Genomic DNA, 26,254 nt, shown 5'->3' with positions numbered 1-26,254 from the left:
ATATATCTTCCTCATATCGGTAGTTTCTAACCACAAATTTTGTAAAGACTTTTGTAAAGAAATATCTTTTTTTCTGCAAATTATGATAGAATATATAATTAGGGCAGAATGTGGTATTTGCTATGGAAACAGATTTTCAAGGAGGATATATATAGATGTTTGCTAGGGATATTGGAATTGATCTTGGTACTGCCAATGTACTGATTCATGTCAAAGGAAAAGGAATTGTGTTAAATGAACCATCTGTTGTAGCTCTTGACAAAAACAGCGGGAAAGTTTTGGCTGTTGGAGAAGAGGCTAGACGTATGGTTGGACGTACGCCTGGGAATATTGTTGCGATTCGTCCATTAAAAGATGGCGTAATCGCTGATTTTGAAGTAACTGAAGCGATGCTCAAGCATTTTATTAATTCATTAAATGTGAAAGGGCTGTTCTCTAAGCCGCGTATGCTCATCTGCTGCCCGACAAACATTACATCTGTTGAGCAGAAGGCGATCAAAGAAGCTGCTGAAAAAAGCGGCGGTAAGCATGTATTTCTTGAAGAAGAGCCAAAAGTAGCAGCTATTGGTGCTGGTATGGATATTTTTCAGCCAAGTGGAAACATGGTCGTAGATATTGGAGGCGGAACGACAGATATCGCTGTCATCTCAATGGGTGACATTGTAACCGCCTCTTCTATTAAAATGGCTGGAGACAAATTTGATCTGGAAATTCTCAACTACATTAAAAAAGAGTACAAGCTGTTGATCGGTGAACGCACGGCTGAGGATATTAAGATCCAAGTTGCAACGGTATTCCCAGACGCACGTCACGAAGAGATTTCAATTCGTGGACGAGACATGGTGACAGGATTACCAAGAACGATTACCGTCACAAGCAAAGAAGTAGAAGAAGCATTGCGTGAATCTGTATCTGCGATTGTTCAGGCTGCGAAGCAAGTTCTTGAGAGAACACCGCCTGAATTATCAGCTGATATTATTGATCGCGGCGTCATCATTACAGGTGGCGGAGCTCTTCTAAACGGGCTTGATCAATTGCTTGCAGAAGAGCTGAAAGTACCAGTTTTCGTTGCCGAGAATCCGATGGATTGTGTAGCTGTTGGTACTGGCGTCATGCTTGATAATATGGACAAGCTGCCAAAGCGTAAACTCAGCTAATGATGTCCCTCATTCTTTTTCGAAAGAATGGGGGATTTTTATTAAAGAACCCTGCAAATATGCCGATATATTTCATAGAAGATTGTGTTTAGGTCATGTGAAAGAATTTTAATGAGGTGAGCACGTGTTAAAAGGACTATACACCGCAACATCTGCCATGATCGCTCAAGAGCGGCGGACAGAAATGCTTTCAAATAATATCGCAAATGCGAATACGCCAGGATATAAAGCGGATGAGGGGACCATGCGGGCATTTCCAGAAATGCTGCTAAGCCGAATGGAGTCAGGACGTTTTCAAACTTCCTCAGGAAAAGGTTTTAGTGTTCCGCAGCAAACGCCGATTGGCGGCATTAATACGGGAACATATATGCAGGAACTAATCCCTCAATTTACACAAGGAACTTTAAAAACAACAGATCAAACAACGGATGTAGCACTAGTCGAAAATAATGTGCCGATCAATCCGGAGACCAATCAGAAATCAGCGCTCTTTTATGCGGTCAATACCCCAGAAGGCGTTCGTTATACGAAAAGCAGCTCAATTACAATGAACGCACAAAATCAGTTGACTATCAATGGGCGTGCCCTTCTTTCTGTGACAGGTCAGCCAATCACGGTTCAGAGTGAGAATTTCAAAGTGAACGCAGATGGAACTGTGAGTGAAAATGGACAAAATCTCGGGCAAATTGATGTACGTGTTGCGATGGATACAAGGAACTTAGCGAGAGAAGGAAATGATTTATACCGTACAGCTGATAACCAGCCCCTGCCAAGCGCAGTCAATAACGGTCAAATGTCCTATACGTTAAGTCAAGGTGTATCGGAGCTGTCGAACGTGGATGTGACAAAATCATATACAGAAATGACAACCGCCTATCGAGCATTTGAAACAAACCAAAAAGTGGTTCAGGCGTATGATAAAAGCTTAGAAAAAGCAGTAAATGAAATTGGCAGAGTGTACTAATCAAGAAATGACAAAGAAAGGAGGATTCTCATGCTTAGAACGATGATCAATGCAGCTGTATCAATGAACGAAGTGCAAAAGCAGCTTGATATTATCAGTAATAACATCGCGAACAGTGAAACAACAGGGTACCGTGCGAAAAATACCCGTTTCTCAGAGCTGATCAGACAACAGTTCAACCAGGTGGATGAAAAAAATGCGCAGGTGGCAAACAGTCGTCTGACACCTGATGGACTAAGGCTTGGTACGGGTACGATGGTCAATGCGTCCATTAACTCGCTGCAAGGCTCGATTAAAGAAACAGGCCGTGATCTTGATGTTGCATTTGGAGCGCCATCTCAGTATATGCAGGTCAATGTCGGCGGTAATATCCGTTATACAAGAGATGGTTCTCTTTACTTACAGCCAGGCAATAATCGTAATCAAGTGCAGCTTGTCACTAGCGAAGGCCATCCGATTCTTGATGAAAACGGAAATGAAATCGTCTTAAATGCGAATTTCCGTGATATTTCAATTGATAAAAATGGACGTCTGACAGCCATTTCAAGAGATAATCAACCGAATCAGCAAGTGAATCTAGGTGTTGTACAAGTCAATAACTCTTCAGCACTTGTCTCTGAAGGAGATAATTTGTTCTCAGTTGACGGTACTTATCAAGGTGCATTAACGGCACTAAATGGAGCAAACCGCCAAGCGATTCAACTTCAGCAAGGTGCACTTGAAACGTCGAATGTGGACATGTCTAAAGAATTAACAGATCTCATGACAACACAGCGCTCCTATCAGATGAACTCAAGAACGATTACGATGGGTGATCAGATGCTTGGATTAGTGAATACAATTCGATAATGAGCAGGTTGACATCAGCCTCTCATGATAAAAAAGGCGGCTCGCTCAAAGTCGCCCTTTTTTTTATAAAAATCTGAGACATCGGCAAGCAGATCCTCAAGATCAATCCAAGCTTCTTTTCGTTCAAGACATGTGACGAGCCTTGCGATCTGCTCATCTGCCTTTGGCGTTTGGCTGTAGAGAAGAAATAAGATTTGGAACTTGATTCTTAAAATATCAAACTGAGAAACAACGGCTTCTTTTAATCCTTTTTGAATATACTTCATTCCTTCATCGGTTAAATTTTCTTTATAACAAGAACGCACCGTTTCGTAGAGGCACGATATATAGGAGTGTGCGGACTTCCGGTATGCTGGGAGACGAAGTGCTTTTTTAAAGTATTCCAGCGCTTTCTTGTGACGATTTTGTCTCGACTGAATAAAGCCAGCGTCATAATAAACGATACCGAGCAATTCTTGATCATCAATGATTTTCACGTATTCGATGATCTCAATAAAAATAGCTTCTGCTTCCTCATATTTTTTTTGATCGCTATAATTAAGGCCGAGCACAATTTTACAACGATAGAGGCTATGATCATCCCCATGCTTTGCAAAGATATCCATGGCTTTTTGAACATGACGAATTGATAACAACGAATAGCGGTTGTTATAATAAACACCACTTGTTCGGAAATGGAACTCTGCTTCCTCCAGCTCATCGTTAAGGAATGACAGGCGTTCTTCCGCCTTTTCGAGATAGTAGATCGCATCATTTTGATCGCTGTTTAAAGCTTCGTAGAGCCCTAGAAAGAAGTAAAAGTAATAGGCCAGTTCTTCGTTCATATCATCTTTGTGCTGCATCAGTTCATGTTTGATTTTTTCTAGGTCCTCTGTCTGATTCATCCAGAGCTGATGGCGAAAAAGCATCAGCTGATAATGTAAATAGAGTTCCTGTTTTTTTGATATTTTACGTTTATGCTTTAATAGAGTTGTTTTGATTTCTTCAGCCTTCGAAAAATGTCGATGCTTCAGCATTGTATACCACGAATGGAGAAGTTTTTTAATGGATTTATCACTCATAAAATTCATTTTTACCCTCTTATTCAATCAATGATGTAATATATATTACCATATTTGTGAAAAAACAATGAGTGTAGTGTGGATTATATTTGATGACAATAGGTAATGATATATTCTATTTTTTACCATATATGCAGAGCGGACGTTGAAAAATACGAGCATTCATAATATACTTCTATAGGAATCAAATGAAGATCATCGATATAGAAAAAAGGAGAGATCAAGATATGCTTGATGCTCAGCAAATTCAAGACATTATTCCACACCGTTATCCATTCTTATTGGTCGACCGTATTTTAGAGGTTGAGGGAGAGAAAAGAGCGGTTGGGATTAAAAATGTCACAGTGAACGAAGAATTTTTTAATGGTCATTTCCCAGGATACCCAGTCATGCCGGGTGTGCTTATTGTAGAAGCACTTGCACAGGTGTTTGGGGTGATTATGTTAGGTAAAGAAGAAAACAAAGGGAAAATTGGTTTGTTTGCAGGAATTGACGGCTGCCGTTTCAAAAGACAGGTGAAGCCTGGCGATCAGCTTCGTTTAGAGGTTGAAGTGACGCGTCTCCGAGGTCCGGTTGCAAAAGGAAAAGCAGTAGCTACAGTAGATGGCGAAGTTGCATGTGAAGCAGAACTAACATTTTCTATCGGTCCTAAAGTATCATGATTTGCCTGGCGGTTCATCAAGGATGAATCGCTTTTTATATGGAAACGACCAGCCTGAACGGATCAGGACTTGCATTTTTGACAAAAAAACGTCATATTAGACAAAAAAAGATGAAGGTGATAAAAGATGCTGAAAGAATTTAGAGAATTTGCAGTCAAGGGAAATGTAATTGACTTGGCTGTAGGTGTCATCATTGGGGGAGCATTTGGCAAAATTGTCACTTCTCTTGTGAATGATTTGATCATGCCGCTCGTCGGTATTATTATTGGGGGACATGATTTTAGCAGTCTATCTATTAAGATCGGATCTGCTCAAATTTTATATGGGAGCTTCATTCAAACAGTGATTGATTTCTTGATTATCTCGTTTTCCATTTTTATCTTTATTCGTTATTTGAATAAATTAAAACGGAAAAAGGTAGAGGAAGAAGAGGTTGTAGAAACGCCGGATCAAACGGAAGTTTTACTAACTGAAATTAGAGATCTATTGAAAAATCAAAGCCAATCGAAAGATGTGCAATAGAAAAAGAGCGGCTAATCCCGCTCTTTTTTATGTGTTTTGTTTAAATGCATCCAGCAGTTTTTCTCCGGAAAGCCCCTCTTTGACGAGGTCTTTTAGTACTTCTTCGGTTTCTGTTCTGTAACGGTTTGTAATCATTTTACCATCGAGCAGCACAGAAATGTTTTCTTCTAAAGCAACAATGTTTTTGACTTGGACAGATAGATGAACAGGGCGGTTGTTTTCTTTTGTGATCGTCACAAGAATCTTCACTTCAGTGTGCTGCTGAAAAAGCACCTCAAACACCTGTCTATGTTTCTTTGGAATGAGTGCCTCGATCATCCAGTGATTTTCACCATCTTCTTTATTAATGATTAAACCGTCACGAAGGGGAATGCTGGACATTTTATCTTGCTTTGGATCAAGTTCGATTTTTAAATCAATCAGCCTAAAGGTTTTCATATTTATCACCTCACAAGCGTTCATTATTCGTAAGTATTATTATAGCATACAACATCTTTATAAATGAAACCGCTGCCTGCTTAGAACGAGCTGCATATGAGTGAAAGGAGATGTTTTATGGAGTCCTATCAATTGCGAAACATACATATTGGCGAGGAGAAGGCAAAGAGCACAATTCGCGTTTATTCGTGGGGAGACATTCTTTCATTTTGTGATGTGTACATGGAAGAAGGCGAGTCACTCACGTTTCAATACGTCACCGAGGATCAAATGGACTGCTTTGAATTTCAATTGTCGATTCATGACGGACAGCTTTGTTTTTATTGGTTTGCGTGGGACGGTTCTGATTATATTCACATGCCTTCTAGTAATTGGATTCATTCAGACGTTTTTTATCAATTTATGAAAAATAAGTTTTTCATCAAACAAAACAAGATGATGTTTTATACTCAAGCGGTAAAAAACAGAAATTAAAGAGGAAATAGAGAATTTGAGAGATCATTTTGTCATTTTCATGTTTTGTCACATACGACCTTTCTCAGTAGACTAAGGGCAGTTGAAAGGAAAGGAGGTACGGTCTGAAACAAAAGGTAACGTCTAGCATCTGACAGCCCCCCTCTAGCTAAAGCTGATAGACGCTGCCTTGTGCATAAGAACACTGCGTAATAGAACCATAGCTTCTTTGTATAGGTCATGTGTCCCCTGTAAATCCCCTTGTGTGTATCCGGTCATGTAGCATGGCCGGGTACCCTTTTATTCACTGATAAACCGATCACCTCTTGCAAATAGTGGATACTCATTTCATAATGATGATGGATTTTATCAGCAGTATGATAGCCGAAAATGGAGACAAAAAGGAGAGAACGATGACAAACATTCAATTGATCGCAACGGATTTAGACGGAACTTTATTGAACAGTGAACACAAAGTGAGTCGGGAAAATGAGCAGGCATTAAAGGAAGCAGTGGCGAATGGAATGGAAGTTGTCGTTTCAACAGGAAGAGCGTATTTTGATGTGAGGTCTATTTTTGATCAGCTTGGTATGAATACATGGGTGATTAGTGCCAATGGAGCTGTGATTCATGATCCGGCTGGACAAGTGTACCATTCAGCTGTTTTACACGAAGAAAAGGCCAAACATATATTGTCATGGCTTGAAGAACGTGACTATTATTATGAAGTTTTTACAAACGAAGCCATTTTCACACCGAATCGCGGCAGAGAGCTTCTTGCGATTGAAATGGACCGCTTAAAAAGTGCTAATCCAAAAACGGATCGAAATATTTTAAAACAAGCGGCAGAAGTTCAATACAGTCAGTCAGGTTTTTCTTATATTGATACATATAAAGAATTGTTCCGTGAGGATCGAAAGCTTTCATTCTACAATATCTTAGGTTTCTCTTTCTTTGAAGACAGATTGAAGGCAGGATGGGATATGTTTGGTGATGATTCAGATGTCACAATGGTTAGTTCAGCCGATCATAACTTTGAAATTGGTTCAAAGGAAGCATCTAAAGGGCAGGCATTAACAAGGCTGGCAGAACGACTTGGTATTCCTTTAAGCCAGACAGCGGCTGTAGGAGACAGTTTAAATGACGAATCGATGCTTCTAGCAGCTGGTGTTGGGGTTGCGATGGGCAATGCGAGACAGGATATGAAGGAAATCGCTGATCATGTCACGTTAACAAATGATGAACATGGTGTGGCGCATATGATTCGACACCTTTTGAAATAGATGAATCGGATGTCGTTGTATAAATCACATAGGATAAAGCGCATTCTACAAAAGAGGAATTCAGAACTACTTCTATTTACACCTGATGTGGAACATCATATAATTTAATTATGAACATAACCCGCTTGTAAGAAATTAAGGAGAGTAAACGAATGGCGCTGGAATCTTATAAGTCCGAAAATCTGCATTTAATCAAGGAAGCCTTAGATTATACTCAGGTTGGCCTGACGGTGACGGACCCGTCTTTACCTGATAATCCTTTAATATATGTGAACAAGGGCTTTTTAGATATGACAGGCTATCAAGAACCCGAGGTATTGGGGAAAAATTGTCGTTTCCTTCAAGGAAATGAAACCGAGCAAATCGCTCTCAATCAAATTAGAACAGCTATTGAGAACAAAGAAGCTGTCACTGTTCAGCTGAAAAATTATAAAAAATCTGGACAGATGTTTTGGAATGAGCTAAGTGTGGCTCCTCTTTGGATTGACGAAAATGAAGGAAAACGTCTTTATTTCGTTGGTCTGCAAAAAGATGTCACGAAAGAGAAGGAACAGCAGGAGCTTCTTGAGCAATCGATTGATGAAGTGCTGAATATTTCTGTTCCAATTGTTCCTGTGAAAGATGGTATTTCTGTGTTACCGATCATTGGTACGTTAACAGCGCCAAGATTTCATAAAATTATCTCAACAGTCTCCACCTATATCTCTCAATCCAAGGACGATTATTTTATTGTCGATCTGTCTGGTTTATTAGAAGTGGATTCATTTGTGGCAGATGCAATTTTTAAGCTGAACGATTTAATTTTAATGACTGGTACTGAACTCATTGTGACAGGAATTAAACCGAATCTTGCGATGAAAATGGGAGAAATGAGAGAGGACTTCCGTGAATTGAATACGTATATGAACGTGAAATCTGCATTGAAAAAGCTGCACATTTAACCTATGTTCATATGAAATGAAAAAAGAGGACTTTTCATCATGTTTGAGAAAAGTCCTCTTTTTGCTGGGATTAAGATGATTGAGCGGCCGCACTTAATGTGAATAAATCTTCTAGTTCGTTCGTCGATAGCTCAGTAATCCAACTTTCACTTTGGATAATTTGATCATTTAACGTTTGTTTTGTTTCGAGCATTTGATCGATTTTTTCCTCAATCGTGCCCGTTGTGATCATCTTATGGACGTGAACAAATCGTTTTTGTCCGATCCGATAAGCACGGTCTGTCGCTTGGTTTTCCACAGCAGGATTCCACCATCTGTCGTAGTGAATGACATGGTTTGCGGCAGTTAGGTTAAGTCCTGTTCCTCCTGCTTTTAAAGAGAGAATTAAGATGTTGAATTCTTTCTTCTGGAAGCGATCCACCATTTTATCCCGCTCCTGTTTTGACAGACTGCCATTTAAAAATTGAACTGGTTCTCCAAACATCTTTTCCGCCAGCTGCTTGATCATGTTCCCCATTCCAATATACTGCGTAAAGATGAGGCAGCTTTCTCCTTGCTCATGTATTGCTTTTAACAGCTCTGCGAGTTTATCCATTTTTAATGAACGTTTCAGCAGTTTCACATCTGTTCCACTCTCTTTTAAATAGAGAGCCGGGTGATCGCAAATCTGTTTGAGTCTGCCGAGCATACTTAAAATAATGGCTTTCCGCTGCATTCCTGTTAACGAAGCCATGTGTTCGAATGTATCCTTCACGAGCTGTTCATATAAAGAAGCCTGCTCAGCGGATAGCGGAATGAATTCTTTTTCTTCGAGTTTCTCAGGCAGGTTCAGGGCGACCTCTTCATCTTGCTTTGTTCTTCTTAATAGGAAGGGCTTTATCAGCTGCTGCAGCTGTTCAATTCTTTTTTCATCACGGTCTTTTTCAATCGGCAGGACGAACTTCTTATGAAAGCTCGTCAGGCTGCCGAGATATCCTTTGTTGACGAAGTCGAAAATGGACCAAAGCTCTGTCAAACGGTTTTCCATAGGTGTCCCGCTAAGGGCAATGTGATGCTGCCCTTTGAGCTGTCTGATCGCTCTCGATTGTTTCGTATGGGCGTTTTTGATGTTTTGGGCTTCGTCTAAACAAATCGTATCCCACTTTGCTGACGTTAATTCATCACGATCAGAATGTGAGAGTCCATAAGACGTCAGGACAATATCTGTTGACTCGTATGCCTTTGTAAAGTGTTCCCCTTGAGGGCGCGATGGCCCGTAATGCAGAGCGACATTCAAATGTGGTGCGAAGGTTTCAAGCTCTCGCTGCCAGTTTCCTAAAACAGAGGTCGGCGCAATGATGAGAGATGGAGCGGCATTTTGCTTCTGCTCTTTCAGATATGTGAAATACGCAATCATTTGAATCGTTTTTCCAAGGCCCATATCATCTGCTAAACAAGCCCCGAATCCATGAGATCTTAAAAATAACAGCCAGTTGACACCATGCTGCTGATACGGCCTTAGTGTGCCTTTGAAGGACTCACTCATTTCGTAGGAAGGCAGCTCATGCGTATCATTTAACTGATGGACAAGTCCTCTTAATTGAGACGAAAGTTCAAATTGAATATGTGCAAATGCTGAGCTGTCTAGCAGTTCTGGTATCGATTCAGAGGATGCTTCTTGATCTGCCAGCTCGCGTGACAAAATATCAGACATGTGCAGCCCTTCATTTTCGGCGCGCTCCATCCATTTTTTCATTTGCTGGATGAAGGTTGGATCGATTTTGATCCATTGCCCTCGAATGTTGACAAGGCGCCGTTTACTTTGGACAAGCTCGTTGAACTCATCTTCTGTCAGCTCGATGCCGTTTGTAGCAAAGCGCCAATTAAAGTCCATCAAGGCATCCATTCCGACATGCGACTCGCCTCGCGGGGTAGAGGAAATCCTTGCTTTTAGCATCATGGTGCTTTCTTTGACGATTTGCCACCACGATGGGAGCAGGATCTCAATGCCCATATTCACAAGTGTTTCACTTGCTTCAGACAGGAAGAGCCATGCTTCGTCTTCTGACATGAGCGTGGTGCCAGATGTGAAAGAGAGCCAAGGTACAATTTGACTGAATCGCTCCAGCTCTCTTGAGATTTTATCTTGATACGGATGCCAAGACCTTTTCAATGAACGGATACCCTCAAAAAAGTGAAGGTCGCTGTTTTTCTTATCACGCAAAAACAATTCGATTTTCCAATCATCTCCGTCGAAATCCGGTTCATTTAAGCGCAAGCCGACAGTGAAAGGCGTCTCGTCATCAATCCAGCCAATCGTCTCCAAGAAATCCTGCTCATCTAAAAAGTGTCCTTGGAAGGATGAGAGCGCAGGCGATTGTGCTGTCATGCGGTTCCATTTGTGCTGCAAGGCATCATCATATTGAATGTAATCCTGTACGGCAAAGGAGAACCAATCAGCCGTATAGCCATCTAATAGTCCTTCTTTGTCTTTAAACCGAAGCACACCTTCTGTCCACGCCTCGTAATCGGGAATGAAATCTTCGTCCTCGATGAATTCGTAAATGGTGGAGGCTGTCTTCATCAGTGGTTCCGTTTCATCCGTTAATGTCACATGACTAAAGGTATTAAATGAATTTTTTCCTAACAATTCAACGGTCATCCAAGGGCTTAACAGGAAGGCAGGTGTGCCAATAAAGCTCACATCTTCTAAAAATGTTCCGTAAAAAGACGATGCGTGCCATTGGAAAAGCTGCCTCTTCATTTCATTAAGTGGAACAGGGTGTCCGTCCTCTGCTTGCGCTGAAATGGTGAAAGAGAAATCTTCTGTTTGTTCTGCATGAATGACAATTTGTTTATGGCGTGTCATCAATTAATTTTCCTTTCTTCATTTCCTCTTGGAACGCACGCAGCCGTTTCGTTGAATCCTGCAGCTGCTTGACATATCTTTCCCAAATCGCGGTTTTTTTCGTTTTATGATAAAGGGTGCGTAGTTTTTTTAGCATTTTCACAGATTCTCGATAAGCACTTCGATTCTTTTGATCGAGAAGCAGTGAGATTTCACGGTGGTACGATGGAATGAGCGCTTCAGGCTCCTCTTTTGCAATTTGTTTGATCAGATCCTTCTCCAGTTCACTGATGGAGAAACCAACAAGGCTGTGAATCTCAATCCATTCTGCATAACGCTGCTGTGCATATAATAGCTGACTATATTCAGTAAACGCATAGGGCATGCAGATTTGGAGGTAGCGTTCATATAAATGATGATCCTTCGTCTGCTTAAAGTATGCGTCTAAATAAAAGAAGAAATCACTGACGGCTCCTCGCAGTTCTCTATAGGAAAGGTCGAGCTGGCAATATTCCTCTAAAATATAGGTGATCTCATGATACCAGAGCTTGAGCCGCTTCCAGTCCTTGCGGTTTGTGAGATCCTTCAGCCAATTGAGCACATTTGGCAGCATATCTGCATTGAGCAGCTGTAATTGCTGAAAGAGGCTTTCGTCTTCTTTCTGTAAATAATCCATGTGCATCAGCCCGATGGTACGTTCAACCGTTTGTTCTTGCTGCTGAGCGTTCTTCAGTAATTCTGTTTCTTTTTTAACCCATTTCCCTCTATTTAATATGGTGCCCCAAATCTCCATAAAGACCGCTACTCGTTCATGCTGGAAAGGTCCGTTTATTTGAAGAAGTGCCCGAACGGCAGTTGGTGTGTTTTCAAGAAACGGATCGAGGGAAAAGGAAAGGGCGTATGTCTTCAAGTGATCCACTGAATCGAAAATGGTGTTCATGAGCTGTTCTACATATGGATTCATGGAATAAAAATCCTTCTCGGCATCAAGCCGGTCGAGGTCGATCAATTGATGAATCCTTAACCACACATCGATTGAGGTATGAATCGCATACAAACTCTTGAATTCAGGTGAATGAGGTGCGTGTTTTTTTAGGATTGATAAATAGCCGTAATACAAATGCTGCGGTGTTTGCTGGTGCTTTGGTGTCCGTTTCAGCCAGAGGTTAAATTCCTCTTGGAAAAAATTCAGCCAGCTTTGGAGTGATTGTTCGTCTGGGCGCTTCACTTGGAAGTGCTGGCGAATCAATTCTTTGCTACGTTGTAATTCATCCTTTTCTGACCAATTTTCTGTAAATCCGGTCACACTCTCTACTTGAGCGTATAGCGAAAAGAAGACAGCGAGAATGTGTTTACAAAGTCCATCTGCCGGACATGAGCAGCTGCTTCTCACAGGAAACAGCACATGAAGGTGGACTCTTGCTGCCACGACATCATGTACATAAGCTGACCATTCCGTATCAGATTCTTGCTTGAGACGATATACACTGTCCTGTCTATAAGTAATCAATGCTTTTTTGATGAGTTGTTTGTTTTCATCTGTTGCAGGAAGAAGTTCTTTGAGCTGTTCGGCTGTTTGTTTGATTTCTTCTTCGTTGATGTTGTGCTGAAGCATTTGATCCGCTCCTAACCAAGTAAAAGATTCCAATTCTTTTATTATAGCTCAATGGTGATTTATAAAAAAGTTTTTCATGAAAATGGTCATAAATTTCAAAAGCTGTCGAATGATGTATTAGAGTATTGCATAAACCAACCATACAGCATATAATAATGAAATTAGTGGAATCGAAAGGATACAGACATGGACAATAAGGGTTTAAATCAAGAAGAGTTTTTAAAAATTTTGATGTACGCTCATGATATTGGTGAGAATTCAAATGATGTCACCACAAAAGAAATGCTTGAAAATCTGATTGCTCATATTCGAAATGGTCTTGTTTCATAAAAGTGACCCCCTGCTAGTGATGGCAGGGGGTTTTTGTATGCTTTTATGAATGGAACGAAAGCTCCCGGCATACGATGTCATTACAAGCATAAGGCGTATGGGGAGCTGATGGTGTCATGAATATTGCAATTGCAGGCTGTGGATATGTGGGGCTGGTCACAGGTGTGTGTTTAGCGGAGGCAGGGCACAATGTGGCGTGTATTGATATTGACCGGAAAAAGGTCATGCAGCTGAAACAAGGACATCCACCAATGTATGAGCCAGGATTAAAAGAATTGCTGAAACGCAATCTTGAGCAAGGACGAATTCAATTTTACATAAATGGAGCGGCAGCCTACCCGCGGGCTGATGTGTTAATGATTGCGGTCGGCACCCCGCAGCAGGCAGACGGCCAAGCTGATTTACAGTATGTGTTTCGGGCTGCAAAGGAGATGGGCACAAAAGCGAAATCAGGTGCGGTTCTTGTGGTGAAAAGTACGGTGCCTGTCGGAACGGGTGATCAAATCGATCAGATGATACATCAAGAATTAGGACGGAATGAGCCGTTATCTATTGCATCTAACCCAGAATTTTTACGGGAAGGCTCTGCCATTTCAGATACTTTGAGGGCAGATCGGCTTGTCATTGGGGCTGAAACAAAAGCCGTATTAGACCAGCTAGAGGAGATGTATGCTGATTTCCACCTGCCAGTGGTCAAAACAGACCGAAAAAGTGCCGAAATGATCAAGTATGCATCAAATGCTTTTCTTGCGACTAAAATCAGCTTTATGAATGAGATTGCTTCCATTTGTGAAAAAACAGGTGCTGATGTTGAATGGGTTGCGCGGGGAATGGGGCTCGATCAGCGGATCGGTTCTTCGTTTCTCAAGGCGGGGATTGGCTACGGAGGTTCTTGTTTTCCAAAGGATACAAATGCACTTGTCCAAATCGCAGGGCATGTGTCCCACGATTTTGAGCTGCTAAAGGCTGTCATTAAAGTAAACAATGAGCAGCGAGCTGGTTTTATCCGAAGCATTCAGGAGAGACTGGGGGCAAATCTTGAAGGGAAGCGAATTGCGCTTCTTGGCCTGTCCTTTAAACCGAATACAGACGATATGAGGGAGGCGCCGTCGGTTCCGATCGCTCATGAACTCCATCAATTAGGCGCGGAGCTTGTGGCTTATGATCCTGTTGCTACACGTCATGCCGCTCGTGAACTGCCGGATCAAGTCTTGTTTGCTCAAACGATTGAAGAAGCGATAAAGGATGTCCATGCAGTTTGTATATTAACAGAGTGGACGGAGATTCAGACGTTTCCGCTCACGTCCTACAAGGAATGGATGAGACAGCCGCTTATTTTTGATGGGCGAAACTGTCACACGCTTGAAGCGGCAGAACAAGCAGGGATCGAGTATCATTCGATTGGGCGCAGACCGGTTTCTCCAATTTATATGTAAAAGAAAACCGATAACAGGCCATGTTATCGGTTTTTTTAATGCGGCAGAATGAATCCGCCATATAAAAAGGCAGCCACAATGAGAAAGGCGGGGTGCATTTTGAATTTGGTCATAAAGAAAAAGGAGATCGCGGCAATGGCGAATGATTGCGTCCAGCCGATGGCTTTCACTGCATCTCCGCCGATTTCCCATGTTAATAAAAGCATCATCATCGCAATGACGGGCTGTACGGATAAGGTCATGCCTTTTACGACAGGGGATTGGCGAAAGCGGTCAATCAACTTGAGCAATAAAATCAATCCAATGGCTGATGGCAGTACAGTTGCAAGCAGTGCCACGATAAAGCCCGGCCAGCCCATGACGTCATAGCCTACATATGCCGCGATCTTCGTAGCAATTGGTCCTGGCAGTGCATTGGCTAATGCAAGCATATTGGAGAACCCTTCGTTCGTCATCCAATGAAAATGATTGACGATTTCTTCATAATTGAGCGGGATGGATGCAGGCCCTCCGCCATATCCTAATAGATTGGACAAGAAGAATGCCCAGAATAAAAAGAGAATCAGCATCATGAAGACACTCCTTTCTCTTTATTTGTTCGATTCCAGCGTTGTTTCAGTTTGAAATGAAAGGCGCCATAGAATAAAAAGATGATGACAATGATTCCTGGATGAATGGACAGCACCTGCAGTCCGATAAAGGCAAGAAGGAATAGAGCGATACCGAAGATCATTCCAAAGCCTTTCATCGTTTTTTGTCCAAACTCGTATGCCATGATCCCGAGCAGGACGGCAATAACTGGTGTCACGGCGCCAATCATATTTTGAATGATTTGTGAGGAGCTTAAGACGCTGACAAGTGTGACGAGTGCCACCATGGCGAGACATGTTGGTAAAATATGAGCAGCTGTTGCGACAATTGCGCCGGATACGCCCTTCAATCGATAGCCGAGATATGCCGACATTTTGGTCGCGATCGGACCTGGTAATGCATTGGCGATGGCGAGTGTTTCTCCAAACTCGTCATCATTGATCCATTGATATTTCACCACCGCTTCATGGCGAATGAGCGGTATGACGGAAGGGCCTCCGCCAAAACCGAGAATACCGGTTCGCACCATAGCGATGATGAGTTCAATATATGATTGCAAGTGCTTCAACTCCTGTCTACAATTTCATGCCCATTCGGCTTTTGTATCGTTTAATGAGCATTTGGCAGTCCACACTCACGACGCCTTCTAGCGGGTATAGCTTTTTTGTCAGGAATGCCTCCATTTCCTGTTCATTTTGAAAAATGCCATGCATATGCAGCTTGCTTGGCCCTGTCATGTGATAAAGGCTTGTGACAGCTGTTTCCTGCTCAAGTTGAAGGGCTACTGCTTCTAAAAATTTCGGTTCCACTTCTACATTAAAGAAGACAGAGACGTGAATGCCGATCTTAGCAGGGTTAATCACAGTGGTGAATCGTTCAATGACGCCTGCTTCAATCAGCTGCTGCATGCGGGCTTGCACAGCTACACGTGAAAGACCGACTTGTTTCCCGAGATCTGTATAGGACATACGCCCGTCCTCGTGTAATAGGGATAAAATTTGTTTATCCCTTTCATCTAATGTTAGGTTCGGAATGCTATAGTCGTTTGACACCGTATAACCACCTTTCTTCTGTTGGTATTTTATCATATTTCATTACGAATAGAATGAATGAATTTCAATTTACTAACGAAATGAAATATCATGGAGTGATAAGTAGTCTTTTTGCATAAAAAGACACCCCGGAATCAACGGGGTGTCTTCATTTTATTGATCTGGGCTGCTTTCCGCACTGGCAATTTGTTGTGCAAGGTCAGCTCGATCAATGTCTGCTTGGAAGAATTCCTGCGTATTTGGCAGATGTAAATTCATATGACGTTTTTGAGAAATTCGGATGGTCACTTGATCAACGGTGTAATCAAATACGTGTCCGCCGACACTTCGATCATTATCAATGAAATGAAGATGATATCCACTCACCGCAATACCATGTGCGTACTGCGGTGTACGGAAACCAGCGATCGTTCCTTGAATATCCTCGAAATCGAAAATAGGCTGTGACTTGACTGCTTCCACCATCGGAACGTAAGGTTTTTCCTGTTTTTCGACCGTACGTGTTTGAACCTTTTTGAATGATCCATCAATGCGGATCGCATAAAAAACATTCTTACTAGGTAAAATGCGGTCGATTTCTTCTTCTAGCTCTTTGGACGTCATGGCTGCATCAATGCGATGAACGATATCTGTTTCAAAGAATGCTAGAGAGCAGAATGGTGAATAGTCTTGATCGGTAACCGGTGTCGCTGTTCCATCCGAGCGCAGTCGATAAAATGCGCCGTCAAAGCCGATCAGCTCTCCATCTAATTGATTGAATGTACCAATGCCGAAATCACCGTGCTTGGGAATATGTGCAAGGGAGAAATCTCCATCATATACGGCTTCCAGCAAAGAGGTCATCGTCGATACTTGATAAACCTCTTGCTGTTTGTCATGTTGTCTTGTGTCGTTCTGTTGATTCATTGGGTGCATCATACCCATATCCGCTCACTCCTTTGATGTAATGTATGGACATCTTATCTGACGTTCAATGTGTGTTTTTCACGAAAGACTTCTGGCCATTTTTGACTGGCGAGGTCTGGGTTGTCTTGATAGTCAATCGGAATATCAATAATAACGGGTCCTTCTATGTTTATACCCTTTTGAAGGACAGTTGAAAGCTCTTCAGGTGAGTTAACCCGTAATCCAGTCGCTCCAAAGCTTTCCGCATATTTCACTAAGTCGATCTGTCCGAATTCAACGCAGGATGTGCGGTCATATTTCATTTCCTGCTGAAACGCCACCATGTCGTATGTGCTGTCATTCCAAACAAGGTGAACGAGATTTGTTTTCATGCGGACGGCTGTTTCAAGCTCCATTGCAGAGAAGAGAAAACCGCCATCACCTGAGACCGAAATGATCTTTTCATCTGGATTCAGTATGGAAGCCGCAATTGCCCATGGTAAGGCGACGCCTAATGTTTGCATTCCGTTGCTCACCAGGAATGTGTTCGGCTCATAGACGCGGAAGTGACGCGACATCCAAATCGCGTGAGATCCGATATCACACGTGACCTTCGTGTCATCAGGAATTAGGCGTCTTAATGTATGAATGACATTCAGCGGGTGAGATAGATGACTGTCTCTTTCTGGTGCTTTTTCAATGTCGCTTAACAGCTCCTGTAATTCAGTGACTAAATCAATTTGTTCTTTGCATAGAGAAAGTGGAACACTGTCATGGGCTAGATGTTTAACGGTTTCAGCTATATTGCCTACAAGCTCAAGCGCTGGCTCATAAAAATGATCAATATCTGCCTGCATGTCATCCACATGGATGATCTGGCGCTGCTGCGGCTGAATATTCCAATGCTTCGGATCATATTCGATTGGATCAAAGCCGATGGTCAAAAGGACATCTGCTTGTTCAATGAGTAGATCCCCCGGCTGATTCCGGAATAAGCCGATTCTGCCTACATATTGAGACTCAAGCTCTCTTGAGAGAACGCCGACTCCTTGGTACGTTTCGACAAATGGAATCCCAAGTGTTTTCAATAATGTTCTAGTGGCGTTTGCAGCAGCTGGACGACTTGCTTTCATTCCCACAATCGCAACAGGTAAGTGTGCATTTTGAATTTTGGCGATGGCCGAACTGATGAGAGCATCCGGTGCAGGACCTAGTTCTGGAGAAGGGTGAGCAGACACTGGTGTTTGTGTGGTGTGTTCTGTCACGACATCTTGTGGAAAGCTGATAAATGCTGCTCCAGCCTGCCCCTTTTGTGCCGCGCGAAAAGCATTTGTTAAGGCTTCAGGTATATTATGAACGTCTTGTACTTCAACACTGTATTTTGTGACTGGTTTGAATAATGCCGCATTGTCGAGTGATTGATGTGTTCGTTTCAGCCGATCCGCACGAATGACGTTTCCAGCGATTGCGACAACAGGGTCACCTTCTGTATTGGCTGTTAATAGACCTGTTGCTAAATTAGATGCGCCAGGACCTGATGTGACGAGACAAACACCTGGTTTGCCGGTTAAGCGGCCGACGGCGGCTGCCATAAAGGCTGCATTTTGTTCGTGTCTGCATAGGACAAGTTCTGGACCTCTGTCTTTTAATACATCAAATACGGCATCAATTTTTGCACCTGGAATCGCAAAAACATGGGTCACACCTTGAGCAATCAGCGTATCGACAATCAATTCTGCTCCTCGTCTTGTTAGGGGTTGTGCTTGAGAATTCATTTACCCCGCACTCCTTTCGGCAAGTAAAATTTTTTATGAAAATATATTTTCATGATATGATTTACTATACATTTCAAAAAGAAAATTTTCCAATATATGTTTAACGTGGTTTTAATATGTTTCACGAATAAGTGCGCGAGGAGTGAAAGGATGGAACTGAGACATTTGCAGTATTTTGTCACAGTAGCGGAGGAGCTGCATTTTGGCAGAGCAGCCGCACGGTTGAATATGACACAGCCTCCACTTAGTCAGCAAATTAAGCAGTTTGAAGAAGAATTGGGGTTTCCTTTGTTTCACCGGTCGAAGCGAGTGGTGGAGTTAACAGCTGCTGGAAAGGTCTTTTTACATGAGGTGCGTGGTGTGCTGCAGCAGCTTGATAAAGCCGTTGATCATGCACGGCATACAGCAAGAGGAGAGCTGGGGAAAATCATCATAGGGTTTGTTGGAACAGCGACGTATGATATTCTGCCGCCAGTTGTACGCGAATTCAGAGAGCTGTATCCCTCTGTCAGTATTGAGCTGAAGCAGCTTTCTGTTCCGCAGCAGCTAGGGGCGCTTTTAAATGGGGAGATTGATATCGGTTTTTTACATCCTACATCTCCGCATGAAGAACTTGTCAGCCGTTTGATGAAGCAAAGTGAATGTATTTTTGCGATTCCGAAAAATCATCCGCTGGCGAAAAAAGAGGCGGTCACGATCGAAGATATCCGTCATGAACCGATCATTTCTTTATCAAAGGAATCATGGCCGTCCCTTTATCAACACTTTGTCCTGCTATGTGAAAAGTACGGATTTTCTCCGAATATTGTGCAGGAAGCAGCGGAATATCAAATGGTGATTGGCCTTGTCACAGCTGGTATCGGTATTGCGGTCATTCCAAAATCAGCCCGGCGTTTATTTAATCTAGATGTTGTATATCGGTCCATTGAAGGTGAACAGCTTCTGGCGGAATGGACGATTTCCTATAGACGAGAGAATCATAATCCTGCTTTATTTCATCTTGTCCACCATATCCTGCATCGCACCGAGCCGGAATCAGAGGCATAGAAAAAGGGGTATGGTATGATGTCGTTACGCTAAAAGGAGGTGTGTCTGAATTGATTACGTTGCAAATGGATCAGCTGTCAAGAAAAGAAGCATATAAATTATTATCGGGCTCTATTGTTCCACGACCGATTGCGTTTATTACAAGTCTGTCTAAAGATGATGTCGTCAATGCCGCACCATTTAGTTTCTTTAATGTCATCAGCGGACACCCGCCGCTCCTCGCAGTTTCTATCGGACGACGCGAAGGTCAGATGAAAGATACAGCGCAGCATATGATTGACAGGGGAGAATTTGTGGTCCATGTGAGTGATGAAGCGATAATAGAAGATATAAACGAAACAGCTGCTACGCTGCCACAGGAAGAGAGTGAGCTGGATCGAACCGGTCTTCATCAAGTGAAGAGCCATGTCGTGTCAGTGCCGGGAATTCAGGAAGCACGTATTCGCTTTGAATGTCAGCTTGAAAAGCATCTTACCTTTCAAAATGATGAAGGAGAGATCACGGTCGATCATATCATTGGCCGGGTTGTGTGTGCGCATTTAGATGAGGATGTGTATGATGCAGAAAAAGGATATGTTTCGACTCATGAACTAAAGCCAGTCGCCCGTTTAGCGGGAAATGATTACGCCCATTTAGGGACGTCATTTGTGTTGAAAAGACCGGAATAATAGGAAAAACCCCCGAGAGCTATCGGGGGTTTTGTGTTTATTTTTTCTGTTCTAGTTTCAGTGGAGCTGCGATGTTCTTTTCTACTTTTTTCCCTTTTAGGACGTCGTTTGCAGCGCCGACTGCCAGTTTCCCGATCAGCTCTGGCTGCTGGGCGACTGTGGCAGATAGTTTTCCTGCTTTGATCGAGTTGAGTGCATCTTCGTTTCCGTCAAAGCCAACGACGAGAATGTCTTTTCCAGAGCTTTGAATCGCCTCTAGAGCGCCAAGTGCCATTTCATCATTATGGGCAAAAACGGCTTTGATGTCAGGGTTTCCTTGAAGGAGGTTTTCCATGACATTCAGTCCTTTTGTCCGGTCGAAGTCAGCCGCTTGTTTTGCTGTCACTTTTAGATCTTTATCCGCTATTTGATGGAATCCTTTTCCGCGCTCACGTGTAGCGGAAGCGCCTGGTACACCTTCTAGTTCAGCGACTTTTGCTCCTTTACCGACCTTGTCGATGATAAAGTTAGCTGCCATTTCGCCGCCTTTGACGTTATCTGAGGCGACCAGTGCTTCTACCTTACCGCTTTCTGCTGAACGGTCTAATGTGATGACAGGAATATCTGAAGCATTCGCTGATTCGACAGCGGTTGAGATAGCAGATGAATCCGCTGGGTTGATGAGTAATGCGTCAACCCCTTGCTGAATTAAATCTTCTACGTCACTGGTTTGTTTAGCTGAATCATTTTGTGCATCTGCAATGACCACTTCGATGCCAAGCTTTTTCGCTTCTTTCGTCACACCATTTTTGAGAGAAACGAAAAATGGATTATTTAAGGTCGAGATCGAGAGCCCGATTTTGATGTCTTTTTTCTTTCCATCTTTTGTTGATTTGGCCCACTCTGGCGGTTCTAGCGAGCAGGCAGAAAGCATGAATAATGAGAGAGTCAGAATGAGAATGAGATATTTTTTCATAGCAGCTGCCTCCTTAAGCAGATTTCTTTCTGTCTAGTAGGACTGCAATCAAGATGACAATCCCTTTCACAACAGATTGATAGAATGATGATACACCAAGTAAGTTCATACCATTGTTCAAGACACCGATGATGAGCACCCCGATCAGTGTGCCGACAATTCGCCCTCTTCCGCCAGACAGGCTTGTCCCGCCAAGTACAACAGCAGCAATCGCATCAAGCTCATAGGATGTGCCAGCTGTTGGCTGAGCTGAGTTTAGGCGAGAGGTCAAAATGGCACCCGCTAAAGCAGACATGAAACCTGCCAGTGAATAGATCATAATTTTTACGCGCGGTACTTTGATTCCTGAAATGAGCGCAGCTTTTTCATTTCCGCCGATGGCATACGTTCTTCTGCCGAAAGGTGTTTTATGAAGCAGCACCCAAAGTACGATAAAGGTGAGAAGCATCGTGATTGCTGGAACAGGAATGCCTAAGAAATACCCGCGGCCGAATAACTGAAAGGCATAGTTAGAACCGAGTCCTGTAATCGGGTTTCCGTCTGTATAAACAAGTGTTAATCCTCTAAAAATGGTCATCGTGGCAAGTGTTGCGATAAAAGGAGCCATTTTTCCTTTTGTAATTAAAAGACCGTTGACCATCCCAAGAATAGCGCCGATGATACAGCCAACGATAATAGCTAAAATCGGGTCCATACCAGACACGATAAATCCGGCAGTCAGAGCACTAGAAAGTGCTAAAATGGCACCGACAGACAAATCAATTCCTCCGGTTAAAATAACAAACGTCATTCCAAAGGCAATGAGGGCATTAATGGAGATTTGTCTCAGTAAGTTTAAGATGTTTAATGGCTCTAAAAAGGCTGGGTTTAAAATAGAAACAATGGCGACAAGGATGATGAGTCCTAAGAATGGCCCAAGCTTTTGCATGATGTTGTCAAATCGTCCATTTGAAGTAAGTGGTTTCATGTTACTTCCCTCCTGTAGCTAGTGTCATAATTCGTTCTTGTGTTGCGTCTGATTTATTTAATTCTCCGCTGATGGTTCCTTCATGAATGACAAGCACTCGATCGCTCATCCCTAGAATTTCTGGGAGCTCAGAGGAGACCATTAAAATGGCAACACCTCGATCAGTCAGTTCATTCATTAACTGGTAGATTTCTCGTTTCGCTCCGACATCGACACCTCTTGTCGGTTCATCTAAAATTAAGACCTTCGGCTGGATGCCGATCCATTTGGCGATGACGACTTTTTGCTGATTTCCACCAGAGAGACTTCGAGCAGAAATTTCAGAGGAAGCCGTTTTAATTGTCAGTCTTTTGATGAGCAGGGCGACAAAATCCTGTTCGTTTTTCTTATCAATCAGTCCTTTTGGAGAGAAGCTTTCTAAGTTTGGCAGTCCAATGTTTTCTCGGATGGATGCATCCAGCATGAGTCCTTCATCTTTGCGATCCTCTGTGATAAAGCCGATGCCGAGCTTGACGGCATCACTTGGTTTTTTAATGACAGCCTTTTTCCCATGGACCCAGATTTCACCTTGATCAAGAGGATCAAGACCAAACAGCGACCGCATCATTTCGGTTCTGCCAGCGCCCATTAAGCCTGCAACACCGACGATTTCTCCAGCTTTGACTGAGAAACTGATATCATGGAATTGTCCTTTTCTTGTCGCTTGCTTCACCTCAAGGACAATATCTCCTAGAGAAGGTAATCTCTCAGGGTATCGATCTGTTAATTCGCGGCCGACCATTTTTTTAACGACCTCATGGAAATTCGTTTCAGGTATGGCTTTCGTATCGACTGTTTTCCCATCGCGCATGATTGTAATCCGGTCACAGATCGCAAAGATTTCCTCCATACGGTGAGAAATATAGACAATGGATACGCCTTCTTTTTTGAGAGATTCAATGACCTGAAAGAGCTTTTCAATCTCACGGTCTGTTAGAGCTGCTGTTGGCTCATCCATGATGATCACCTTCGCATCAGTCATTAATGCCTTTGCAATCTCAATCATCTGTTTTTGTCCAACAGAGCAGCTGCCTGCCTCTTGATCAAGCGAGAGGTTCACAGACAATCGGTCCAGCTGGCTTTGGGCAAGAACCTTCATTTTCTTTGTGTCTAGCAATCCAAACTTCGTATAGATTTCTTTCCCGATGAATAGGTTTTCCAAGACGGTCATATCCGGCCATATGTTGAGCTCCTGATGAATAAAGGCGATGCCGTGTTGTTCCGCTTCCTTCGGATTTTTGAAAGCGGTTTCTTTTCCGTCGATTTGAATCGTTCCTTGATCTAATGAATAAAGACCTGTGAGCAGGTTCATTAAAGTTGATTTTCCCGCGCCATTTTCGCCCATGAGCGCGTGGACCTCACCTGTGACGAGGTCAAAGGAGACCCCGGAAAGAACGGTGTTTTTTCCAAAGGCCTTATGGATGTTATGCATCTCAATGTTCATATCTGGCTCCTCCTTTTAAAAGATGACACCGGCATGAAGAATGCAGTTTGCGTATGGGGTGGCTTCACCCGTGCGAATGACTGCTTTTGCCTGCTTGGTCATGTTTTTGAACGTCTCGTGGTCTACATCATGTAATGGCTGTGAGAACGCTCTCTTTAGAAATAGATGATCTCGCTCATTGGCTTCTTTGATTTCACTAGCCACAGTAATGTGTTCAACCGCCATTTCCTGAAGAAGGAGGGAGGTGACCTCCTGAAAGGACGGTGTGCCGATTGATAACGCCAGGTCGATTTTGACTGGACCTTCTGGAATAGGAAGACCGCAGTCTGCGATGACGATTGTATCTGTATGACCAAGGTCAGCAAGTACCTTGGCGATATGACTGTTTAAGATGCCGTTTTTTTTCATTTCTTTTTCTCCAGTTCTTCTCTTGTTGGCATGCCGCCTTGTGCACCGAACTTTGTGACAGACATTGATGCTGCAAGGTTGGCATAGGCAAGTGCGTCATAGAGAGATTTGCCCTCTGTTAAGGCTACAGCCAAGGCTCCGTTAAAGGTATCGCCTGCTCCTGTTGTATCAACTGCTTCAACAGGAAAGCCTGGAACTAGCACTTCTTTCAATCCGTCAAAAAATCGAACCCCATTTTTCCCTTCTGTGATGAGTAATTTGTTAGGGTATTGACGCAAGGCGTCTTCAATTGGGAGTCCATCAAACATGAGAACAGCTTCGTGCTCATTCGGTGTAATATAGGCAGCCTGGTCTAAAACCTGCTGCGATACTTTGCGGGCAGGTGCAGGGTTTAAAATCACAGGGATTTCTTTGTCGCTGCAAATGGAGCAGACAGCTTCGACTGTTTCTTCAGGTATTTCCTGCTGAACGAGAACTATCCCAATATCATCTATTGTAGAAAGTGCCTCTCTAACATAGTCAGGAGTGACCTCGTCATTTGCTCCTTTGACCACGACAATGCTGTTATCACCTTCTGCTAAAATGATATGAGCGGTGCCGCTTTCCATTTCGGTAACCGGTTTCATATATGGGGTGCGGACCCCTTGATCTTGTAGATTGCTGACAATATCCTGACCATAAGCATCATCACCGACTCGGCCGACCATGTATACATCTGCACCGAGTCTGGCACTTGCGACTGCTTGATTGGCGCCTTTTCCCCCTGGGACGGTTTTAAATGATTCGCCTAACACCGTTTCACCGGCATTTGGCCGTTTATCCGATGTGACGACTAAATCCATAGAACAGCTTCCTACTACGACAATATGACTCATTGTGAATCCACCTTTCTTGTGGTCTCTCGTTCAATAAAAGAGACGGGCATTTGGATAACTGGTTGATCTATAGGTTGTTTCTGAATCGCTTTGATTAACAGCTGTGCCGCTTCTTTTCCCATCTCATAGGCAGGCTGCCTAATCGTAGATAAGGAAGGGAAGAGCAGCTCGCTTTGCGGAATATCATCAAACCCAATGATTTGAACATCATCTGGAATGGCTTTTCCGATCCGAAGCGCTTCGTGTATGACCGCTGTTGCGACGATGTCATTGCTGGCAATGATGCCATCTGTTTCAGGGTACAGCTGGAAAAGAGCCTTGGCGCTCTTGCGGGCTTCTTGAAAGGAAAATGAAGCATTAGACATCACATGAAAGTCGACTCCTTTTTCCGTCAGTACATCGAGTGCGCCCTTGAATCGCTGCCTCGCTGTTTGAAGGTGGGCAGGTCCTTTTAGCAGTGTGATCTGCCGGCTGCCGCGTCTGATTAATTCCATTGCGGCCATTTTCCCGCCAGCTGCAGCATCTGCAAACACAGAAGGTGCATGTGGAACGGTTCGATCTAAGAACACAACCGGTAATTCATCATCATTGTATATATCTGATTCAGGTTCGTTTGTGACAGCGATGACACCGACCACTTGATTTTGTTTAAAGGTTTGTAAATAGGCCATTTCCTTCTCTCGATCTTCATCACTGTTTCCGAATAATAATCGAAAACCATGCGCATGAATTTCGTCCTCAACGCCTCTAGCGAGCTGAGGGAAGAAGGGATTCGTAATATCAGGTAAAATCAAACCGATTAAGCGTGATTCTCTTTTGAAAAGGGATCTAGCCACTTCATTGGGAAAGTAGTTCAGCTCCTGCATCGCTTGTGTCACGCGGGTTTTCGTATCTTTATGGACATATCCAGTATCGTTAAGCACGCGTGAAACAGTGGCAACAGACACTTGTGCAGCTTTTGCAACATCTTTAATTGTAGCCAATGGAGTGCCTCCCTTCGTGAATGTGTA

At 43.0% G+C, this 26,254-nt stretch carries 27 protein-coding genes; 12 read left to right on the top strand and 15 right to left on the bottom strand.

The features are described from left to right. Positions 1-155: 155 nt before the first annotated feature. From mbl to C6Y02_RS02585, 3 genes are all read left to right on the top strand, one after another. Entirely contained in the window at positions 156-1,157 is a 1,002-nt protein-coding gene (gene mbl, locus C6Y02_RS02595) for a cell shape-determining protein Mbl (protein WP_012011515.1), read from the top strand. Positions 1,158-1,281: 124 nt separating this feature from the next. Next, complete coding sequence (locus C6Y02_RS02590; protein ID WP_003215293.1) at positions 1,282-2,121, top strand: flagellar hook-basal body protein; 840 nt, start codon at positions 1,282-1,284, stop codon at positions 2,119-2,121. A 30-nt stretch (positions 2,122-2,151) separates the two neighbouring features. After that, positions 2,152-2,970, top strand: coding sequence for a flagellar hook-basal body protein (locus C6Y02_RS02585; protein ID WP_003215031.1), 819 nt, complete (start codon positions 2,152-2,154; stop codon positions 2,968-2,970). A gap of 14 nt (positions 2,971-2,984) precedes the next feature. Here the strand turns inward: C6Y02_RS02585 and C6Y02_RS02580 are convergent, their stop codons facing one another. Beyond that, positions 2,985-4,040 (bottom strand): tetratricopeptide repeat protein, encoded by a 1,056-nt coding sequence (locus tag C6Y02_RS02580; protein ID WP_060597469.1) that lies wholly within the window; start codon positions 4,038-4,040, stop codon positions 2,985-2,987. 218 nt (positions 4,041-4,258) lie between these two features. On the opposite strand from C6Y02_RS02580, the gene fabZ reads away from it, so the two are divergent. Continuing rightward, positions 4,259-4,693: a 3-hydroxyacyl-ACP dehydratase FabZ gene (fabZ, locus tag C6Y02_RS02575; protein WP_012011512.1), complete on the top strand. Its 435-nt coding sequence runs from the start codon at positions 4,259-4,261 to the stop codon at positions 4,691-4,693. Positions 4,694-4,819: 126 nt separating this feature from the next. Further along, on the top strand, positions 4,820-5,215 hold the full coding sequence (gene mscL / locus C6Y02_RS02570; RefSeq protein ID WP_034660234.1) for a large conductance mechanosensitive channel protein MscL: 396 nt from the start codon (positions 4,820-4,822) through the stop codon (positions 5,213-5,215). A 27-nt stretch (positions 5,216-5,242) separates the two neighbouring features. On the opposite strand, the gene C6Y02_RS02565 is transcribed toward mscL, so the two are convergent. Then, complete coding sequence (locus tag C6Y02_RS02565) at positions 5,243-5,653, bottom strand: YwpF-like family protein (RefSeq protein WP_003215215.1); 411 nt, start codon at positions 5,651-5,653, stop codon at positions 5,243-5,245. Positions 5,654-5,770: 117 nt separating this feature from the next. Here C6Y02_RS02565 and C6Y02_RS02560 point away from each other — a divergent pair, with 117 nt between their 5' ends. The 3 genes from C6Y02_RS02560 (at position 5,771) to ytvA (ending at position 8,330) form a co-directional block, all read left to right on the top strand. Beyond that, the gene (locus C6Y02_RS02560; protein ID WP_106030601.1) at positions 5,771-6,127 is read left to right on the top strand and encodes a hypothetical protein; all 357 of its coding nucleotides are present in this window, start codon (positions 5,771-5,773) and stop codon (positions 6,125-6,127) included. Between the two features lie 401 nt (positions 6,128-6,528). Further along, positions 6,529-7,389 (top strand): Cof-type HAD-IIB family hydrolase, encoded by an 861-nt coding sequence (locus C6Y02_RS02555; RefSeq protein WP_223256487.1) that lies wholly within the window; start codon positions 6,529-6,531, stop codon positions 7,387-7,389. Positions 7,390-7,541: 152 nt separating this feature from the next. Beyond that, positions 7,542-8,330, top strand: a complete 789-nt coding sequence (ytvA, locus tag C6Y02_RS02550; protein ID WP_034660232.1) for a YtvA family blue-light photoreceptor — start codon at positions 7,542-7,544, stop codon at positions 8,328-8,330. Positions 8,331-8,400: 70 nt separating this feature from the next. On the opposite strand, the gene C6Y02_RS02545 is transcribed toward ytvA, so the two are convergent. Continuing rightward, the gene (locus tag C6Y02_RS02545) at positions 8,401-11,178 is read right to left on the bottom strand and encodes a DEAD/DEAH box helicase (protein WP_106030599.1); all 2,778 of its coding nucleotides are present in this window, start codon (positions 11,176-11,178) and stop codon (positions 8,401-8,403) included. Next, entirely contained in the window at positions 11,165-12,772 is a 1,608-nt protein-coding gene (locus C6Y02_RS02540; RefSeq protein WP_060597465.1) for an SWIM zinc finger family protein, read from the bottom strand. The genes C6Y02_RS02545 and C6Y02_RS02540 overlap by 14 nt, the downstream gene beginning before the upstream one ends. Before the next feature lie 186 nt (positions 12,773-12,958). On the opposite strand from C6Y02_RS02540, the gene C6Y02_RS19250 reads away from it, so the two are divergent. Continuing rightward, positions 12,959-13,102, top strand: coding sequence for a YwzD family small protein (locus C6Y02_RS19250; RefSeq protein WP_003214884.1), 144 nt, complete (start codon positions 12,959-12,961; stop codon positions 13,100-13,102). Between the two features lie 116 nt (positions 13,103-13,218). Continuing rightward, entirely contained in the window at positions 13,219-14,538 is a 1,320-nt protein-coding gene (locus tag C6Y02_RS02535) for a UDP-glucose dehydrogenase family protein (RefSeq protein WP_066031633.1), read from the top strand. A 35-nt stretch (positions 14,539-14,573) separates the two neighbouring features. Here C6Y02_RS02535 and chrA read toward each other — a convergent pair whose 3' ends face one another. The 5 genes from chrA to alsS all read right to left on the bottom strand — a co-directional run bounded on the left by chrA (position 14,574) and on the right by alsS (position 18,841). After that, on the bottom strand, positions 14,574-15,107 hold the full coding sequence (gene chrA, locus C6Y02_RS02530) for a chromate efflux transporter ChrA (protein WP_060597737.1): 534 nt from the start codon (positions 15,105-15,107) through the stop codon (positions 14,574-14,576). Next, positions 15,107-15,697, bottom strand: a complete 591-nt coding sequence (gene chrB, locus C6Y02_RS02525; protein WP_181185423.1) for a chromate efflux transporter ChrB — start codon at positions 15,695-15,697, stop codon at positions 15,107-15,109. Before chrB ends, chrA begins: the two co-directional genes overlap by 1 nt. Before the next feature lie 7 nt (positions 15,698-15,704). Further along, positions 15,705-16,181 (bottom strand): chromate efflux transcriptional regulator ChrS, encoded by a 477-nt coding sequence (chrS, locus tag C6Y02_RS02520; RefSeq protein WP_106030597.1) that lies wholly within the window; start codon positions 16,179-16,181, stop codon positions 15,705-15,707. A gap of 153 nt (positions 16,182-16,334) precedes the next feature. After that, positions 16,335-17,105, bottom strand: coding sequence for an acetolactate decarboxylase (gene budA / locus C6Y02_RS02515; protein ID WP_106030596.1), 771 nt, complete (start codon positions 17,103-17,105; stop codon positions 16,335-16,337). Between the two features lie 35 nt (positions 17,106-17,140). After that, complete coding sequence (gene alsS, locus C6Y02_RS02510) at positions 17,141-18,841, bottom strand: acetolactate synthase AlsS (RefSeq protein ID WP_106030595.1); 1,701 nt, start codon at positions 18,839-18,841, stop codon at positions 17,141-17,143. Positions 18,842-18,991: 150 nt separating this feature from the next. On the opposite strand from alsS, the gene alsR reads away from it, so the two are divergent. Then, complete coding sequence (alsR, locus tag C6Y02_RS02505; RefSeq protein WP_060597460.1) at positions 18,992-19,888, top strand: acetoin biosynthesis transcriptional regulator AlsR; 897 nt, start codon at positions 18,992-18,994, stop codon at positions 19,886-19,888. A 65-nt stretch (positions 19,889-19,953) separates the two neighbouring features. Beyond that, positions 19,954-20,556 (top strand): flavin reductase family protein, encoded by a 603-nt coding sequence (locus C6Y02_RS02500; RefSeq protein ID WP_375567733.1) that lies wholly within the window; start codon positions 19,954-19,956, stop codon positions 20,554-20,556. A gap of 37 nt (positions 20,557-20,593) precedes the next feature. On the opposite strand, the gene rbsB is transcribed toward C6Y02_RS02500, so the two are convergent. Genes rbsB through C6Y02_RS02470 form a run of 6 tightly spaced genes read right to left on the bottom strand, consistent with a single transcriptional unit; the run spans position 20,594 to position 26,227 of the window. Further along, positions 20,594-21,511, bottom strand: coding sequence for a ribose ABC transporter substrate-binding protein RbsB (rbsB, locus tag C6Y02_RS02495; RefSeq protein ID WP_095285700.1), 918 nt, complete (start codon positions 21,509-21,511; stop codon positions 20,594-20,596). 13 nt (positions 21,512-21,524) lie between these two features. Beyond that, positions 21,525-22,478: a ribose ABC transporter permease RbsC gene (gene rbsC / locus C6Y02_RS02490; RefSeq protein WP_003215300.1), complete on the bottom strand. Its 954-nt coding sequence runs from the start codon at positions 22,476-22,478 to the stop codon at positions 21,525-21,527. 1 nt (position 22,479) lies between these two features. Beyond that, entirely contained in the window at positions 22,480-23,961 is a 1,482-nt protein-coding gene (locus C6Y02_RS02485; protein ID WP_106030593.1) for a sugar ABC transporter ATP-binding protein, read from the bottom strand. 15 nt (positions 23,962-23,976) lie between these two features. After that, positions 23,977-24,369 (bottom strand): D-ribose pyranase, encoded by a 393-nt coding sequence (gene rbsD / locus C6Y02_RS02480; RefSeq protein ID WP_034660217.1) that lies wholly within the window; start codon positions 24,367-24,369, stop codon positions 23,977-23,979. After that, the gene (gene rbsK / locus C6Y02_RS02475; protein ID WP_060597453.1) at positions 24,366-25,244 is read right to left on the bottom strand and encodes a ribokinase; all 879 of its coding nucleotides are present in this window, start codon (positions 25,242-25,244) and stop codon (positions 24,366-24,368) included. The genes rbsD and rbsK overlap by 4 nt, the downstream gene beginning before the upstream one ends. Then, entirely contained in the window at positions 25,241-26,227 is a 987-nt protein-coding gene (locus C6Y02_RS02470; protein ID WP_106030592.1) for a LacI family DNA-binding transcriptional regulator, read from the bottom strand. The genes rbsK and C6Y02_RS02470 overlap by 4 nt, the downstream gene beginning before the upstream one ends. Positions 26,228-26,254 lie beyond the last annotated feature (27 nt).

This window comes from Bacillus sp. NMCC4 (genome assembly GCF_002998555.1).
Taxonomy (GTDB): Bacteria; Bacillota; Bacilli; order Bacillales; family Bacillaceae; genus Bacillus.
The sequence above is the reverse complement of the archived record's forward strand: the minus strand, read 5'-3'. Positions and strand labels throughout refer to the sequence as shown.